The sequence below is a fragment of the Corallococcus caeni genome, from assembly GCF_036245865.1.
Taxonomy (GTDB): domain Bacteria; phylum Myxococcota; class Myxococcia; order Myxococcales; family Myxococcaceae; genus Corallococcus; species Corallococcus caeni.
The window spans coordinates 93,572-110,340 of the sequence record NZ_BTTW01000003.1; the positions used below are offsets into that span (position 1 = coordinate 93,572).

The following is a 16,769-nucleotide window of genomic DNA, read 5'->3' on the forward strand; positions in this document are numbered from 1 at the left end:
CGCCGCCCCGCCGCAAAATTTAGGCTACAGACCGCTACAGGATGGATGCAAGGCAGGATAAACCTTGGGGCGCGGCCGGATTTCGATTGGCTGCCCGCCCGTTTCCCGACTCAATTCGAGCGACCGGGCAATCACGCCGGGTGGGCTGCGTAATCCGCCCAGAGACCCCAACCCTATGACCTCCCTTGTCCAACCGGCGCGCGTCTTCGTGGACCCCCTTGGGGGAACGCGTACCGCCGTCGAGGCCCGGCGCTGGCTGTGGCCCCTCCTCATCCTCGCCTTCTGCGTCGCGGCCTCCGGTGTCGCCTACGCGCTGCGCTGGGACGCCGCCACCTCCGTGGTGAGCGCCCTCCCCACGGACTCCTCGGCGTCCAGCGTCTCCGAGTCCGACATCACCGAGCAGATCCAGACGGCGTCGCGCAAGGCGCTGGTGGGCGGCATCGCCAAGGGGCTCATCGTGATGCCCCTGATGGTGCTGCTGCTCGCGTGCATCCTCTGGGTCACGGCGTGGCTCTTCAACAAGCCCGCCGCCTTCGGGCAGCTGATGGCGGCCGCCGCGGTGGCGCTCTTGCCCATCGCGCTGTACCACCTCATCTACGCGGTGTGCGCGGGCTACCAGCACTCGCTCACCGAACTGCGCGCGGAGCGGCTCGTGCCCTCCAGCCTGGCCCTGCTGGACGGGCTGTCGCCCAAGATGCAGCGCGTGCTCAAGGGCGCGGACTTCTTCAACCTGTGGAGCGTGGGCCTGCTGGGCGTGGGCTTCTCCACCGCCACCGGGATGCGCCTGGGGCGCTCGCTCGTCCTCGTCGGGGTGCTCTACCTCATGTATGTCGGCGTCTTCCTCATCGGGCTGCCGGCGGGAGGTGGCCAGTGAGCGGCTTCCTCGTCGTCGCGGCGCTTCTGACCGCCACCCCCATCACGCTGGAGGAGACGCGCCAGCTGGGCCGCAAGAACACCCAGGCGCTCCAGGCCGAACTGGACGTCGCCGTGGCCCGGGAGGACCAGCGCGTGGCGCGCTCCGGCCTCCTGCCCCAGGTGCAGCTCAACCTGGGCCCCAGCCTCAACTACCTGGGCCGCCGCCGGCAGGTCTTCAGCGTCCCCATCAGCGAGACGGAGACCGTCACGCGGGAGGTGGTGAGCTCCTCCAACACGGCGGACAGCTACTCCGCGTCCCTGGGCCTGTCGCAGGTCATCTACAACCGCGGCCTCTGGAAGCAGCTGGAGCAGGCGGGCGTCAACGTGGACGCCGTCCGCAACCAGTCCATCGAAGAGGCGGACACCTCCGAATTGGAGGCCATCCGCCGCTTCTTCAACCTCTTCCTGTCCCAGGCCACGCTGGACGTGCTCAACGCCACCGCGAAGCGCAGCGAGGAGCAGCTGGAGCGCGCGCGCGCCCTCTTCCAGGCGGGCCGCGTGGGCAAGGCCGAGGAGATCTCCGCCCAGGTCAACCTGGGCAACGACCGCATCAACATCGTGCAGCGCCAGAACCAGCTGGTGGCGGACCAGGTGCAGCTGGCCGTGTGGCTGGCGCGCCCCGGCACCGAGGCGATGCAGGCGGTGGATCCCGGCGTGCTCCAGCAGGAGCCCGCGCCCGCGCCCGCCCTGGATGACGCCATCAAGCAGGCCCGCGAGCACCGCGCCCTGCTCAAGGCGCTCCAGCAGCGCGTGCGCGTGGCGGAGCTCCAGCGCGCCATCGTGCAGGGGGACTACATCCCCCGCGTGGGCCTGTCCGCGCAGTACTCGCACACCAGCCAGGCCCCGGGCCCGTTCTTCAGCGAGCCCGGCTACGGCAACATCTTCTCGGGCGGGGTCAACCTGACGTGGGACCTGTTCAACGGTTTCAACACGCAGGCCCAGTCCGCGCGCGCCCAGGTGAACATCCGTAAGGCGGAGCTGACGTTCGCGCAGACGGCGCGCGAGCTGGAGGCGGAGGTCCGCCGCGCCCACCAGGTGCTGGATGGCCAGATTGCCTCCGCGAAGCTCGCGACGGCCAACCGCGCGGTCGCCCAGCAGGGCCTGGCGCTGGCGGAAGAGCGCTTCCGCGCGGGCGCCGGCTCCACGCTGGACGTGCGAGACGCGCAGCTCAAGCTGACCCAGGCGGAGCTGGTGTTGCTCCAGAGCCGCATTGATGTCGAAATCGCCCGCTATGCCCTGTTCCGGGCCATGGGCACGCTGAACCCGGGAGACTCACAATGACGTGGTGGAAGGCGGCAATCGCCGGCGCGCTGTTGCTTGGAGCGGTGGCCATCACCGTGGGCGGCCTGCGTGACCGGCCCCCCCCGACGCAGGAAGTCCAGATGGCCAAGGCCCGCAAGGGCACCATCACCCGCACCATCACCGGTGCGGGCAAGGTGCAGGCGGCCACCACCGTGAAGATCTCCTCCAACCTGTCCGGCGACCTCATCGCCCTCAAGGTGAAGGACGGCGACGCCATCACCAAGGGGCAGGTGCTGGGGCAGATCGACAAGCGCTACTACGAGGCGGCCGTGAAGCAGGCCACCGCGTCCCGCGACGCGGCCCGCGCCGAGGTCCAGGTGTCGGAGGTGGACGCCGCGCGCCAGCGCGCGGAGCTGGCCCGCGTGAAGGGGCTCGCGGAGAAGGGGCTCGCGTCCGCCGCGGAGGTGGAGCAGTCCCAGGCCGTGACGGACACCGCCGAGGCGCGCCTGGGCGCCGCCAGGCAGCGCGTGGCCCAGAGCAACGCCGTGCTGGAGCAGGCGACGACGGACCTGGCGCGCACCACGCTCCTGTCCCCCATCGACGGCAACGTCATCGAGCTGTCGCGTGAAGTGGGCGAGCGCGTGCGCGGCTCCGACTTCTCCGAGGACGTGGTGATGACCATCGCCGCGCTCAACCAGATGGAGGTGAAGTTCGAGGTGGGTGAGCACGAGGTGGTCCACCTGAAGTACGGCCAGCCCGCGGAGGTGACGCTGGACGCGCTGGAGGGCCAGTCCTTCACCGGCACCGTGGTGGAGATCGCCCAGAAGGCCACCATCAAGAACCCGGGCACGGAGGCCGAGGTGACGAGCTTCCCCATCACCGTCGCCCTGGACGCGCGCCCGCCGGGCGTGCTCCCCGGCATGAGCGCCGAGGCGCGCATCAGCGCGGAGACGCACGAGGACGCGGTGCTCGTGCCCATCCAGGCCGTCACGGTGCGCTCCGAGCGCACGCTGCCGGACTACCAGGCGCCCGTGGAGGGCACCTCCCTCACCGCCAAGCGCCGCACGGAGACGCTGGCCAAGGTCGTCTTCGTGGTGGACAGCGACAACAAGGCCCAGGTGCGCCGCGTGCGCACCGGCATCGCCTCCGACACGGAGCTGGAGGTGCTCGAGGGCCTCCAGGTCGGTGACCGCGTGGTGGAGGGCCCCTACCGCACGCTGTCCAAGGAGCTGTCCCACGGGGACGCGGTGCGCGAGCCGGAGAAGGCCGCGGCGAAGGGCAAGTCGTGACGCCAACCCCTGCACCGGACGCGGGCCCCCTCATCCAGGTGGAGGGGCTCACGCGGGCCTTCTTCGTGGGCGGTGAGGAGGTGCGCGCGCTGCGCGGCGTCTCCTTTGGCATCCAGCGGGGGGAGTGGGTGGCCATCATCGGCCAGTCCGGCTCCGGCAAGAGCACGCTCATGAACGTGCTGGGCTGCCTGGATACGCCCACGAGCGGCCGCTACATGCTCAACGGCAAGGACGTGTCGCGCATGGACGACGACGACCTGGCCGTCATCCGCAACGTGGAGATCGGCTTCATCTTCCAGACGTTCCAGCTGCTCCCCCGGGAGACGGCGCTCGCCAACGTGGAGTTGCCGCTGGTGTACCGGGGCATGGGCGCGAAGGAGCGGCGCGAGCGCGCGAAGGCGGCGCTGGACAAGGTGCAGCTCACGCACCGCATGCACCACCGGCCCAACGAGCTGTCGGGCGGTCAGCGCCAGCGCGTCGCCATCGCGCGGGCGCTGGTGTCGGAGCCGTCCATGCTCCTGGCGGACGAGCCCACGGGCAACCTGGACTCGGCCACCGGCGAGGAGATCGTCAAGCTCTTCGAGCAGCTGCACCGGGCGGGGCACACGCTGGTGCTCGTCACGCACGAGCCCAAGCTGGCCGCGCGCTGTCCCCGGGCCATCCGGTTGAGCGACGGTGAGATTGTCGCGGACGGGCCGGGGCCGGAGGTGGCGCTGGGGGTGCACGGGGTGGCGCCGCAGGCGGGCACGGCATGAAGTTCCAGCAGGGTTTCCGCGTGGACGTGCTGGAGGGGGCCCGCATCGCGGTGTTCTCCCTCCGGGCGAACCGGATGCGCACGGTGCTCACGACGCTGGGCATCGGCATCGGCGTGGCGACGCTGCTGGCCATCGTCGGCATCATCCAGGGGCTCAACTCGTCGTTCGAGAAGCAGCTGGCCACCCTGGGGGCGAACACGATCTTCATCTCCAAGTACCCCTGGATGATCAAGGGCAACTGGTGGATGTACCGCAACCGGAAGAACTTCACGCTGGAGCAGGTGGCGCAGCTGCGCGCCCAGGCGGACTTCATCACCGCCATCTCCCCGGCGGTGCTGCGCTCGTCCGACGTGTCCCACGGCGGCCTCCAGGTCTCCAACGTGCGCATCAACGGCGTGTGGAGTGACTACCTGGCCATCGGTAACTACGAGGTGGTGTCCGGCCGGTTCCTCACCCGCGCGGACGAAGAGGTGAACCGGCCGGTGGCGGTGCTGGGCGCGGACGTGGCCGCGACGCTCTTTCCCAGCGTCAGTCCGCTGGGGCAGACGGTGCGCATCGACGGGCGGCCCTTCCAGGTGGTGGGCACGCTGGGGCGCAAGGGGAAGGTGGTGGCGGAGAACATGGACATGTCCGTGTTCATGCCCTTCAAGACCTTCAACGCCAGCTTCGGCAAGGGGCGGCCCATGCAGATCGCCATCGCCGTGGCGGACGCGGGCCAGATGGCGAAGGTGGAGGACCAGCTGGTGGGCATCATGCGGCGCGTGCGCGCGACGCCGCCGGGCCAGGGGGACGACTTCAACATCAACCGGACGGACTCGCTCGCGGCGACCTACGAGCAGCTCACCGGCGCGCTCTACGCGGTGGCCACGGGCGTGGGGCTCATCACCCTGCTGGTGGGTGGCATCGGCATCATGAACATCATGCTGGTGTCGGTGCGCGAAAGGACGCGGGAGATTGGCGTCCGGCGGGCGCTGGGCGCGCGGCAGCGCACCATCGTGCTCCAGTTCCTGATGGAGGCCTCCAGCGTGTCCGCGGTGGGCGGCCTTCTGGGGACGGTGGTGGGGCTGGGCACGGCGAAGGTCGTGTCGCTGGTGACGCCGCTGGCGGCGGACGTGCGGCCCGGCACCGTGGTGGGCGGGGTGGCGTTCGCGGCGCTGGTGGGCCTGCTGTTCGGCATCTGGCCGGCCGCGCGAGCCGCGAAGCTGGACCCGGTGGAAGCGCTCCGCTACGAATAGCGCGATGCGTGCCTTCCTGGACAACCTGCGGCTGTCGGTGGGCACCTTCCTGGGCAACCCGCTCCGCTCGCTCCTGACGCTGGTGGGCATCGTCATCGGCGTGGCCACCGTCATCACGATGATGGCGCTGATTGAAGGCCTGCGCGAACAGGTGAACAAGAACCTGGGCAGCCTGGGCGCGCACACCTTCGAGGTGACGAAGTGGCCCACGGGCTTCGGCCGCATCAACTGGGCGAAGTACGCCAAGCGCAAGGACCTGCTCGGCGACGACGTGCGCGCCATCGTGGAGTCCTGTCCTTCAGTGGGCGCGGCTACGCCCGTGGCCCAGGAGTGGGGCAAGAAGCTGACCACCGCGTTCCGGGAGACACCGCCTTCGGTGAGCGTCCTGGGCACGGAGCCCACGTACCTGGAGACGAGCGGCGTCGTCGTGTCGACCGGCCGCTTCTTCAACGAGACGGAGACGCTGGACGGCCGCCCGGTGATGGTCATTGGCGTGGACCTGGCGGACACGCTCTTCCCGGGCATGAATCCGGTGGGCTCCGAGGTGCGGCTGCAGGGCCGGCCGTTCCAGGTGATTGGCGTGCTGCAGAAGCGCGGCAGCGTCATGGGGATGGCCAGCCAGGACAACCAGGCCATCCTGCCCATGCGCGCCTTCCAGCAGTTCTACGGCAAGAACCGCTCGGTGGAGATCGACATCCAGGCGCGCGACGGCGCCGTGTTCCAGAAGGCGCAGGACGAGGTGGTGAACCTGATGCGCCGCCGCCGGGGGCTCACGCCCCAGGACGCGAACGACTTCGAGCTGCACACCAACGAGTCCATGACGGCGTCCTTCAACGAGCTGTCCCAGGTCATCGCGCTCGCGGGCGTGGGGGTGTGCCTCCTGTCGCTGGTGGTGGGCGGCATCGGCATCCTGAACATCATGCTGATGTCGGTGACGGAGCGGACGCGGGAGATTGGCATCCGCAAGGCGCTGGGCGCGCGCCGCCGCCGCATCCTGGGCCAGTTCGCGACGGAGGCGGTGATGCTGTCGCTGGTGGGCGGGATGCTGGGGCTGGGGCTGGGCTTCGGGTTCGTCTTCCTGGGCAAGTGGGTGCTGCTGTTCCCCATGAGCGTGCCCGCGTGGGCCGTGGCGCTGTCGCTGGGCATGAGCTGCGGCGTCGGGCTTCTCTTCGGCATCTACCCGGCGTCGCGCGCTGCGCGGTTGGATCCGGTGGAGGCGATGCGCGCGGAGTAGGCGCTCCGCGTGCGCGTGCCCTATGTCCATGTCCATGTCCATGTCCATGTCCTACGTCACCTTGCCGCTGCCCGCCGTTCCCGCGCCGCACCGGGTGCGCCTCTTCACTCCCGACGACATGGACGGGGTGATCGCGCTGTACTCGCATCCCGAGGTGGCGCGGAGCCTCAACTTCACGGTGCCCGTGCTCCGGGAGACGCTGCAAACGAAGCTGACCGGCGACCTGGAGGCGATGCGCCAGGGCAAGGGCATCCGGTGGGTGCTGTCGCGGGAGGAAGACCCGACGCCCCTGGGCTACCTGACCCTCTTCAACTGGAGCCAGAAGGACCGCCGCGCGGAGGTGGGCTACATGGTCGCGCGCGCGCTGTGGGGCCAGGGCGTGATGACGGGCGTCCTGCCCGCGTTGATCCGCTTCGGCTTCGAACACCTGAACCTGCACCGCATCGAAGGCATGGTGAACGCGCGCAACAGCGCGTCGTCCAAGGCGCTGTTGCGCGCGGGCTTCCAGCAGGAGGGCGTGCTGCGCGGCTATCAGGCCGACGGGAACGGCGGCGGCTTCAACGACATGCTCCTGCTGGCGCTGCTCGAGGACGCCTGGCGCGCGTCCGTGGCGAAGTAGGCCGAGCGCCTCACGGCAGGTCGCGCGCGAACTGTTCGCGGTAGCGGACCTGGAGCGGCTTCAGCTGACGGGTGCCCCGGTACTCGCGGGCGAGCAGGTGCCAGGCCTCCGTGCGCGACGGCTCCAGGGCGATGACGCGCTCCAGGTGCTTGCGTGCACGCGCATGCGCCCGCGTGTTCGTCGCCAGCACGCCGAGCAGCAGGTGGGCCTGCACCGCATCCTCCCGGAACGCGAGCACGCGCTCGCAGGAGGTCCGCGCGGAGCCCAGCCGCCCCTGGAGCAGGTACAGCTCACATTGCAGGAGCGTGACGGACGGGCTCGCCGGGAACGCCTGCGCCAGCGCGGCGATGCGTTCACGCGCGGGGCCCGAGGAGCCCGCATGCAGCAGCGCCTCGACGTCGGACACCGCTCGCACCAGCGGCCCTTCGCGCGCGGGCTCCAGGGCAGGGGAGGTGCCCGCTCCGCTCCTGGCCGGCAGCGCCACCTGGCGTCTCAGCCGGGCCGCCTGTTCCATGACTGCCGCTGACGCCGCGAGCCCCGGCGCCCGGGCCGCCGTCTCCTCCGCCCACGTCACGCAGTGGGCGCGCAGGAAGAGGGCCGCCAGGTCCGCCCACTGCGCGGGCTCGCCGCCTTCCGTCCGGGCCTCCAGGTTCCTCCTGGCCGCCACCAGGCTGTCTTGCGCCTCGTCGAAGCGGCCCGCGTGCAGGTGCAGCAGCGCGACGTTCATGCGCAGGGAGGGCTCGTCGGGGAACCGCGCGATGGCGCGCTCGCAGCGCTCACGTGTGGCGTCCAGCCCCGGCGTGAGGTGCACCGCGAGGTAGCACGCCAGCAACTGCACGCGTTCGTCGTGGGGATGCCGCACGGCCAGCGGCTCCAGGGCCTTCGCGGCGACTTCCGGCCGGCCCGCCTTCTCCAGCGCGATGACCTCCGCCAGCCGCTGCCGCTCCAGCGGCGACAGCGAACGGGGTGTGCCCTCCGGCCCCAACACCACGCCGGAGGCGCGGACCCGCTCCGTCCACTCCAGGAGGAAGTCCCGTTCAGGCCCCTCCCACGCCGGGCCGCTCATGGCCTCCACCACCCCACGCAGCTCGCGAGCCCAGGCCTTCTGCGCCTCCAGCTCCACGCGCGCCCCGGGCAGGTGCCGGAGCCCCGCGCCCAGCAACGCGAGCGTCCGCGCGTCGAACCCCGTCTGGCCCACGTCGTACTTCGGCGACATCCATCCACGCCCATCGCGCACGTGCGGCGCGCCCAACGTGTGCGCCCACTCGTGCAGCAGGACCGCCACCTCCAGCCGCTGCCGCGCGCCCACCGGCAGCCCCCCGCCCGGTCCGCGCAGCACGCAGTGACGCCCCAGCACGCGCGCGAAGCCCAGCTCGTGCTGGGCGCCGTCGAAGGACACCGGCGCCGCCACCAGCCCGATGACCAGGTCCACGTCCTCGCCCGCGTCCACCGCCTCCAGTTCCCCCAGCACCGGCTCCAGCGGGCCTTCGGAGCCGCGCCGGTCCCAGGCCCGCGCGGCTTCCAGCTCGAACGTCACGCCCAGGGGGCCGCGCACCGCGTCGCTCGCGCGCTGGAGCCACGCCTCGAAGGCCCGCTCCCAATGGAGGACCCGCGCCCGGTGGTCCACGTCCGCGTACACGCGCACCCGCAGCACGCGCGCGGCCGGGGCAGGGGATGAGGTCGGTGAAGGTGGGATCCTCGCCAGCGGGCCGTCACGCGGCGCGGCGGGGGCGGCGCAGCCCGGCCCCAGGAGGCCAAGGATGGGGATGAGGAGCAGGACCGCCCCGAACCAGCCTGGCTTCCGCGGGGACCCGGGAATCACGGACAGGACCTGGAGGGTAGCGGGGGAAACGAGAGGGCCCGACCGGGCAGGGGAGGCGGTGGGCCTCTCGAAGGGGGCCTCCACCGCCATCACTCCTGGGACTCACATCAGGCCGCGGCGTCCTCTTCCTTCGAAGGCTCCGTGGCGTTCGTGATCCAATCGATCGCCTTGTGCTCCCAGTCCGTGTCCTTGGACGCGTCGATGTAGCGCTCCCACTCGTACACGCCGCTCTGCTTGGCCATGCGCACCATCATCAGGCGCGCCACGGTGCTGTCGAGCACCACCGCCGAGCGCACCATGCCGTTCTGCCGGAGCCATCCCATCGCGTTCTTGATGATCTCCTGGGTCTCCGGCGGGTTCGCCTTCTGGCTGCGGATGTCCACCATCAGCCCGAAGGGGCGCCCCCGCTTCACACCCACCTTGGTACGAAGGTCTTCGAACCAGACCTTGGCCTCGGCAGGGGTGATGTAGCCGGGCGCATTGATCCGGAAGCCGTACTCCGTCCGCAGATTCTCAGCCATGAAACCCCCACGTTGTTTTTGTGGTGCGCGCGCCATTCCCGTGCGACTCCGGCCGGGTGGCAGCGTGCCTACGAGCCTACTCCAGTCAGGCCCACCGTGGATCCACTCCTGCTGCACCTACGTACGCGCGCGAGCCTCATTCTCCGCGTGAACCCGGGGCCGTCCCGGGGTAGACGTGGTAACCGGTCCCGAAGTGTGAGAATCCAGCCTCAGGCGAACTTTCCACTGATTTTACTTCACAGTCGCTTGGATACCCGCTATTAAAGGGATGCAGTTTTCCAGCACCCCCGCAAAACTGTCACAACGCATCGAGGTCCCCCCGGACTCGGTGGCAGCGACCCGGCGATGGACTGCCGGGCACACGGGTTCCGGGGCCTTGGAGACGTCCTTCAATGTCCAACTCCTCGCTCGTTGACCTCCAGTCCGTTACGTCGACCTCCCTGCGGACCGAGGTGCCCGTCGAGGCGCTGCGCCACGAGGCGCCGTCCACTGGGATGACGAACGCGCTGGAGGCTCGGCACGGCGATCCGATCCCGATGTACGGGGACACGAACGCGCGGGGCTTCAAGACGGTGGAGGACCTGTCGGTCGCCGACTGCGTGATCGCGCACCTGGAGGCGGAGGAGGTGGATGCGGTGTTCGGCATCCCGGGCGGCAACCTCGCCCCGTTCCAGCAGGCGCTGCGCAAGCACGCCTCCATGCGCTTCATCATCTCGTCGCACGAGGCGGGCGCGGCGTTCATGGCGGACGGCTACGCGCGCGCCACCGGCAAGCTGGGCGTGTGCATGGTGACGGCGGGCCCGGGCGCCACCAACGCGCTGACGGGCGTGGCCTCCGCGCACCTGGACGGCGTGCCCATGCTGGCCATCAGCGGCAACGTCGCCACGGACCGCGTGGGCCTGATGGCGATGCAGGAGAGCAGCAGCACCCACGGCGTGAACACGGTGGAGATGTTCCGCCAGGCGTGCGCCAGCTCCACGGGCGTCGCCGACCCGCAGAGCTTCCAGCGCCTGCTGGCGCGCGCCCTGCGCACCGCGCAGGGCCTGCCCGGCGGCGCCGCGCACCTGAGCGTGCCGTCCAACATCGCGCGCCAGCCCATCCACCGCGCTTCGGTCCCCACCACGCGCGGCGCCTTCCGCGCGCGCCCGGCGACCGCCCCCTTCGAGGACCTGCGCGCCGCCTTCACGCTGCTGCGCACCGCGCGCCGTCCGCTCATCTTCCTGGGCTCGGGCGCGCGTGAGGCGATGGCCCAGCACGGCGACGTGTTCACCGCGTTCGTCACCCAGCACGGAATCCCGGTGGCCACCAGCATGCGCGGCAAGGGGCTGTTCTCCGAGCGCGAGGCGCTGTCCCTGGGCGTGCTGGGCCTGGCCGGCAGCAAGCGCGCGGAGGCGTACCTGCGCGACGGCGTGGACGTGATGGTGGTCCTGGGCAGCCGCCTGGGGGAGTGGGCCTCCAAGAGCTTCCACCGGTACTTCCAGGCCGTGCACCACGTCATCCAGGTGGACGTGAACGCCTCCAACATCGGCCAGTTCCTGCCGGTGCGGCTGCCCATCGTGGCGGACGTGGGCTCGGTGGTGACGGGCCTGGCGGAGCTGGGGCAGATGATTGGCCCGTCCAGCGGCGCGCGCGTGCAGGAGCGCTGGTCGCAGGTGATGGCGCTGAAGGAGCCCGCGCTCACCGTGCGCGCCCCGCAGGACCGCGATTCGATCAAGCCGCAGGACCTGATGACGGAGCTCGACAAGCACCTGAGCCCGGACATGGACCTGTACATCGACATGGGCAACTGCACGGGGTGGACGGCGCACGTGCTGCACGTCACGCCGCCCGCGCGCATCTTCTACCCCTGCGGCCTGTCGTCCATGGGCTGGTCCTGCGGCGCCGTCATCGGCGGCAAGATTGGCCGTCCCGAGCGCGCCGCGGTGGCCGTCGTCGGCGACGGCGCGTTCCTGATGAACGGCACGGAGATGCTGACCGCCTCGCGCTACCGTGTGGGCACGGTGACCATCGTCCTCAACGACAACTTCCTGGGCATGGTGAACCACGGCGAGCACGTGCAGGACCGCACGCAGCCGCTGGAGGACGACTTCTACAGCCTGGGCAACCCGGACCTGAAGGCCTTCGCCGAGTCCCTGGGCGCGCGCGCCTACACGGTGAACGGCCCCGGCCAGCTGGACGCGCTGCTGCCGGAGGTCCTGCGCCGCGCGGACGAGTCCGGCCAGCCGCAGGTCATCGTCGCGCACATCGACTACCGCGAGGTGCCGCCGTACGGCGACCGCTTCGCCGCCGTGGCGTCGGACGCGACGTAGCACCATGACGGACGCGACCTTCGCGCTCCTGGGAGTCGGTGCCGCGGTCCCCGACGCGGTGCGCGGCAACGACGACCCGCTGTTCGAGCCCCTGCGCCGCGCCGCCGGAAGTGGCGGCGAGCACGCGCTCTTCTACGGCAACCGCGAGCGCCGCGTGCTGGCGCCCGGCGAGTCCCTGGCCGCGCTCACCGCGAAGGCGGGCGCCGCCGCGCTGCGGGACGCGGGGCTGACGGTCGCGGACGTGGACCGGCTGTACGGCTACGTGTCGGTGTCGGAGTTCGTCACGCCGAACGCGCTCTACGCCGTGCACCGGGACCTGGGCCTTTCGCAGGGCACGCTGGTGGTGCCGGTGCAGGCGGACTTCGTCAACTTCCTCATGGGCATCGTGCTGGCCTGGGAGGCCCTGCGCGCGGGCAGCATCCAGCACGCGCTGGTGGTGGTGGGCGCCGCGTGGACCCGCAACGTGGACTACACGCAGGGCCACGCCATTGGCATTGGCGACGGGGCGGGCGCGGTGGTGGTGGGCGCGGGCACCCGGCTCGCGCTGGTGGACTGGGCCGCGGACACCTTCAGCGACGAGTACGGCGCGATGATGATGGGCGTGCGGCCGGAGTCCGGCATCGCGCACCCCACCTATGGCATCGCGCCCGCGGAGGGCGTGAAGGCGTTCCTGAACTCGGGGATGAACGGGCCGCCCCGGCTGGTGGAGCGGCTGCTCGCGAAGCACGGCGTGGCGCGCGACGACGTGACGCTCATCTCCCACCAGGCCACGCGCAAGCTGATGGACCACTGGGCGAAGGAGATCCGCCCGCGCGAGTACCTGGACACCTTCGAGGACTACGGGAACATGGTGCACGCGTCCATGCCGGTGACGCTGGCCCGGTTCCACCGCGAGCTGCGCACGAAGTACCTGGTGATGGTCGGCCTGGGCATTGGCGCGCACCAGCTGGCGCTGCTGGTGCGCGTCTAGCGCGACGGTCGGGCTACTGGTCGTCGCAGGGCGTGCCCAGCCGGATGCCCGTGTAGACGCCCAGCTCGTTGTAGATGAGGGGCAGGTTCTGCTCCACGGGGACGTTGCGCAGCTCCACCTCCTTGCGCGCCTTCTCGATCCACAGGGGCTTCTGCGCGCGGTCGATGACGAGCCGCAGCTGGCCCTTCTTCGTGGTGAAGATCTCCCCCTCGGAGTCCGCCACCACGTTGGTCATCTTCTGCGGCTTCAGGTCCCCCCGCGGCCCGATGAACACGCGGAAGTTGCGGGACTCCGCGGGCGTGAAGCCCTTGTCCACGTAGTAGTACGTGCCCTCCGAGTCGCGCAGCAGCGCGTGCGGCGCGAACTTCTGCGGGTTGGGGACGTAGGCGGCCTTGCGCAACAGCTCCCGCGCCTCCGTACCGGGCAGCATCTCCAGGGCCACCTTGCGCTCGCCACAGCGCAGCGAACAGGTGCGCTCCTTCGCGTCCACGGCCAGCTGCGAGTGCACGCGCAGGTCCACGCCGTCGTAGTCGGCGGTGCCGGCCGGGTTGAAGAAGCGCGGATCCAGGAACGTGGTGGCGGACAGGTTCCGGGTGCGCGGCCGCGGCACCTCCACCAGGATCTTGGCGTCGCCGTAGTAGAGCCGGTCCTCCAGCTCGTCCGTGTCCTCGCGGGGCACGGAGACGACGTAGTGGCCCTTGCCGTCGGTGCAGACGGACGTGGCCTCCAGGTGCATGCGCTGGCCCAGGTTCTCCGCCTTGCCCCACGGCGGTTCGACGGCGGCGGGACTGGCGGCGAGGAGCGCGGCCACGGGAAGGATGTGTTGGAAGAGCATGGTGCGCGGGCCTAGAGGTGCTTCTTGAAGTAGCGGGTGGCGGCCTTCTCCTGGTTGGTCGCCTCCGGGGTCGTGGTCCACACGAAGCGGTCGCCTTGCAGGGCGGGCTCCAGCGCGGATCCGAAGCGGCAGTCGAAGTGCTGGAGGCGGGCCTTCACTGTGCGGCGGGCCTCCTCGGAGACGTCGCACATCGCCTTCAGGGCGGTGAGGGGGAAGGCGCAGAAGCGGGCGATCTTCTGGGCCTTGAGGAAGGGCTCGGTGACGGTGCTCCAGTCGATGGCGCCCGCCGCGGAGGTGCCGCAGGAGGTGTTCAGTTCCTGGAGCGCTTCGGCGTAGGCGGTGTCGTGGACGGCTTCCTCCGCCTTGCGGTCGAAGGCCATCAGCTTCGCGAGCTGGCCGCTCTGGGTCTGCTGCTGGTGCTGCGCGTAGACCTCCTCCGGCTTGAGCTTCTGGGAGCGCGCCTCGTCGTACTGGACCGCGATGCCGTTGCCGGGGCCGCCGGGGAAGTGCAGCTCCGTGTTCTTGCCCACGACGATGAGCGGCGAGTAGTCCTTGCCGTGCCACTGCGTGGTGTAGTTCTGGCGCTGCGTGCTGAGGCTGCTCCAGTCCTTCACCGTGTAGGGGAGGACCAGGTTGTCCAGCACGGAGCCGGTGCCCTGGATGCGCAGCAGGAACTTCTTCTGCTCGCGGGGCGTGAGCGGCACGACGGCGACCTGTTCGCCCTGCGGGCCCACGAACACCTTGCCGGCTTCAACGGGCGCGGGCGGCGCGGCTTGGGCGGGCAGGGTGCCCAGGAGGGTGGCCAGCACGGCCACGGCGACGATGCATTTCATGTTGGGTGTTTCCCCCTCACCCCTCCGCGGTCCCACGGAGGGGCGGTGTCAGCTCACAACGACAGGTCGACTTCGTAGTGCATACACTCCTGCTCGGCCTTTCGTTTCAGGTTGCCGGGCAGCAGGTTCCAGTACGTGCGCGCTCCCCCGAGGTCCTTCTGCCGGCAGTAGGTCTCGGTCAGCAGCAGGTAGGCCGCGAGGTTCGGACCATCGCTGTAGCTGCGCTTGGCCCGCGCGATGGCCTTGGTCAGGTCGCCCGCGGCAACCGCCTCGCGTGCTTCGGCGAGGGCCGCGCGAGACGCCTCGTTCGGAGGATTGAAGGCCGGTCCCTGGGGATCCTTCGTGGTGCCGGGGGCCTTCTGCTTCGGCGGCGGATCCGCCTTGGGAACAGGCGGGGGCACGTCCTGCTGTGCCACGACGGGCGTCGAGGGCTGGGTCGGCGGGGGAGCCACGGGGGGCGGGGCCACGGTCGGCGGGGGAGAAGGAGGCGGGGCCGCGTTCACGACAGCGGGCTGCGCCACGACCGGCGGCGGAGGCCGCAGCCACCACCCGAGCCCCACGGCACCGAGGATCAGCGCGGCGGCGCCCGCGATGGGGAGCACGCGCGACTTCTGTGGGGCGACCGGGCCTGAAGGCAACGTCATCGGACCGGGCATTCCCGGCTGCCCCGTGACGCTCACCGGGGCGAGCGGCTGACCCTGGGGAACGACCATGGCTCCCGGGAGACTGCCCGGCACGGCCTGCTGTCCACCGAAGCTTCCAGGCACGGCCTGCTGTCCGCCCATGCTGCCCGGCATGACGTGCTGGCCCGTGCCATGGCCATGGGCGACCTGCTGGCCGCTGTAGCTTCCTGGAGACTGCGCGGGGACACCCGGCGACGGCAGGGCCACGCCCGAGCTCCCCACGCCGCTCCCGGGCAGCTGCGTGGCGCCGAAGCCCATCGTGCCGCCCGCCACCTGCGGCTGCTGGCCGTACGGGACCGTGCCGCTGGCTCGGGGCGCCATCGTCGCGTCGAAGCCGATGTCATCCGACGCCGCGAGCGCGTCCGCTCCAAAGCGGCCCGTCCCCGGCCCCTTGTTCGCCGCCGGTGCCATCGTGGCGCCCAGCGCGTCCTCGTCGCTCGGCGCCACGGAGGGCAGCGCCACACCCGAGGGCCGCTTCGTGCGCGAGAAGGTCCGGGCCGCGATCTGCTCCTCGGTCTCCGGCAGCGACTGGAGCGTCGTCCCCGTGAGCTCCGCGATGAACGACGCGACGTCCGGATGGCGGTTCTCCGGCTTCTTCTCCAACGCCCGCGCCACCGCCCGCGTGACGTTCTCCGGCAGCTCCGGCATCAGCGTGGCGAGCGACACCGGCGGCTCATGCACCACGCGGTAGATGATCTGCGCGAGCGACCCGCCACCAAAGGGCGTCATCCCGGAGATCATCTCGAACACGATGCCGCCCAGCGCGAACAGGTCCGTGCGCGCGTCGATGCGGCTGTTCTGCCCCTGCGCCTGCTCCGGCGACATGTACTGCGGCGTCCCGATGAGCACCGCCTCCTGCGTCTGGAGCGTCTCCGACGACATGACCTTGGAGATGCCGAAGTCGAGCAGCTTCACGCGCTCGCCCACCACGCCGCCGGAGTCCGTGGGCACCAGGAAGATGTTCGCGGGCTTGAGGTCGCGGTGCACGATGCCCGCGCGGTGCGCCGTCTGCAGCGCGGAGCCCATCTGCCGCGTGAAGGAGAAGACCTCCTCCAGCGACAGCCGCCCGCGCCGCAGCCGGTCCGCGAGGCTCTCCCCGCGCAGGTACTCCAGCACCAGGAACGGACTGCCGTCCTCCAGCGTGTCGAAGTCCAGCACCTCCACGATGTTCGGGTGCCCCAGCCGGGAGGCGATCTCCGCCTCGCGCCGGAACCTCACGTGGAGGTCCGGCCCCACGTGGTCACCCACCCGCAGCACCTTCACCGCGACCTGCTTGCCGGGAAGCCGCAGGTGCTGGGCCAGGAACACCGAACCCATGCCGCCCCGACCCAACACGGAGACGACTTTGTAGGTGTTCCGGAGGACCGAATCGATGTGCAGCTCACCGTCAGCCGAGCGCGTCATGGAAGAGGGCGTGTCCTGATGACAAGAGGGGTGCGAGGCACCCCGTAAAATCAGGGCGCCACGCTACCACGCCCCATCCGCCAGGGCGCGAGCCCGACCCACT

General features: G+C 70.7%; 14 protein-coding genes. 9 read left to right on the forward strand and 5 right to left on the reverse strand.

The genetic code is table 11. From position 1 onward, the window contains the following. Nucleotides 1-175 precede the first annotated feature (175 nt). Genes AABA78_RS14665 through AABA78_RS14695 form a run of 7 tightly spaced genes read left to right on the forward strand, consistent with a single transcriptional unit; the run spans nucleotide 176 to nucleotide 7,289 of the window. Entirely contained in the window at nucleotides 176-874 is a 699-nt protein-coding gene (locus tag AABA78_RS14665) for a YIP1 family protein (RefSeq protein ID WP_171421835.1), read from the forward strand. Continuing rightward, on the forward strand, nucleotides 871-2,196 hold the full coding sequence (locus tag AABA78_RS14670) for a TolC family protein (RefSeq protein ID WP_338263705.1): 1,326 nt from the start codon (nucleotides 871-873) through the stop codon (nucleotides 2,194-2,196). Before AABA78_RS14665 ends, AABA78_RS14670 begins: the two co-directional genes overlap by 4 nt. Beyond that, nucleotides 2,193-3,446 carry an efflux RND transporter periplasmic adaptor subunit gene (locus tag AABA78_RS14675; RefSeq protein ID WP_338263706.1) on the forward strand — a complete coding sequence of 418 codons (1,254 nt, stop codon included), beginning with the start codon at nucleotides 2,193-2,195 and terminating at the stop codon, nucleotides 3,444-3,446. The genes AABA78_RS14670 and AABA78_RS14675 overlap by 4 nt, the downstream gene beginning before the upstream one ends. Then, nucleotides 3,443-4,201 (forward strand): ABC transporter ATP-binding protein, encoded by a 759-nt coding sequence (locus AABA78_RS14680; protein ID WP_338263707.1) that lies wholly within the window; start codon nucleotides 3,443-3,445, stop codon nucleotides 4,199-4,201. Before AABA78_RS14675 ends, AABA78_RS14680 begins: the two co-directional genes overlap by 4 nt. After that, entirely contained in the window at nucleotides 4,198-5,436 is a 1,239-nt protein-coding gene (locus AABA78_RS14685) for an ABC transporter permease (RefSeq protein WP_338263708.1), read from the forward strand. The genes AABA78_RS14680 and AABA78_RS14685 overlap by 4 nt, the downstream gene beginning before the upstream one ends. 4 nt (nucleotides 5,437-5,440) lie before the next feature. Next, entirely contained in the window at nucleotides 5,441-6,670 is a 1,230-nt protein-coding gene (locus tag AABA78_RS14690) for an ABC transporter permease (protein WP_171420665.1), read from the forward strand. Between the two features lie 46 nt (nucleotides 6,671-6,716). Further along, complete coding sequence (locus tag AABA78_RS14695; protein WP_338263709.1) at nucleotides 6,717-7,289, forward strand: GNAT family N-acetyltransferase; 573 nt, start codon at nucleotides 6,717-6,719, stop codon at nucleotides 7,287-7,289. 10 nt (nucleotides 7,290-7,299) lie between these two features. On the opposite strand, the gene AABA78_RS14700 is transcribed toward AABA78_RS14695, so the two are convergent. Beyond that, nucleotides 7,300-8,943: a hypothetical protein gene (locus AABA78_RS14700; protein ID WP_338263710.1), complete on the reverse strand. Its 1,644-nt coding sequence runs from the start codon at nucleotides 8,941-8,943 to the stop codon at nucleotides 7,300-7,302. 275 nt (nucleotides 8,944-9,218) lie between these two features. Beyond that, a complete protein-coding gene (locus AABA78_RS14705; protein WP_171420662.1) occupies nucleotides 9,219-9,632 on the reverse strand; it encodes a hypothetical protein in 414 nt (137 codons plus the stop codon). A gap of 392 nt (nucleotides 9,633-10,024) precedes the next feature. On the opposite strand from AABA78_RS14705, the gene AABA78_RS14710 reads away from it, so the two are divergent. Together AABA78_RS14710 and AABA78_RS14715 are read left to right on the forward strand one after the other, a co-directional pair. Beyond that, a complete protein-coding gene (locus tag AABA78_RS14710) occupies nucleotides 10,025-11,941 on the forward strand; it encodes a thiamine pyrophosphate-binding protein (RefSeq protein ID WP_338263711.1) in 1,917 nt (638 codons plus the stop codon). 4 nt (nucleotides 11,942-11,945) lie between these two features. Then, the gene (locus AABA78_RS14715) at nucleotides 11,946-12,911 is read left to right on the forward strand and encodes a 3-oxoacyl-[acyl-carrier-protein] synthase III C-terminal domain-containing protein (RefSeq protein WP_338263712.1); all 966 of its coding nucleotides are present in this window, start codon (nucleotides 11,946-11,948) and stop codon (nucleotides 12,909-12,911) included. A gap of 13 nt (nucleotides 12,912-12,924) precedes the next feature. On the opposite strand, the gene AABA78_RS14720 is transcribed toward AABA78_RS14715, so the two are convergent. From AABA78_RS14720 to AABA78_RS14730, 3 genes are read right to left on the reverse strand one after another with little or no spacing between them, the layout of a single operon-like run. Beyond that, entirely contained in the window at nucleotides 12,925-13,746 is an 822-nt protein-coding gene (locus tag AABA78_RS14720; protein ID WP_338263714.1) for a hypothetical protein, read from the reverse strand. A gap of 11 nt (nucleotides 13,747-13,757) precedes the next feature. After that, nucleotides 13,758-14,579 (reverse strand): hypothetical protein, encoded by an 822-nt coding sequence (locus tag AABA78_RS14725; protein ID WP_338263715.1) that lies wholly within the window; start codon nucleotides 14,577-14,579, stop codon nucleotides 13,758-13,760. Nucleotides 14,580-14,632: 53 nt separating this feature from the next. Further along, nucleotides 14,633-16,666: a serine/threonine-protein kinase gene (locus AABA78_RS14730; protein WP_338263716.1), complete on the reverse strand. Its 2,034-nt coding sequence runs from the start codon at nucleotides 16,664-16,666 to the stop codon at nucleotides 14,633-14,635. Between the last annotated feature and the right edge of the window lie 103 nt (nucleotides 16,667-16,769).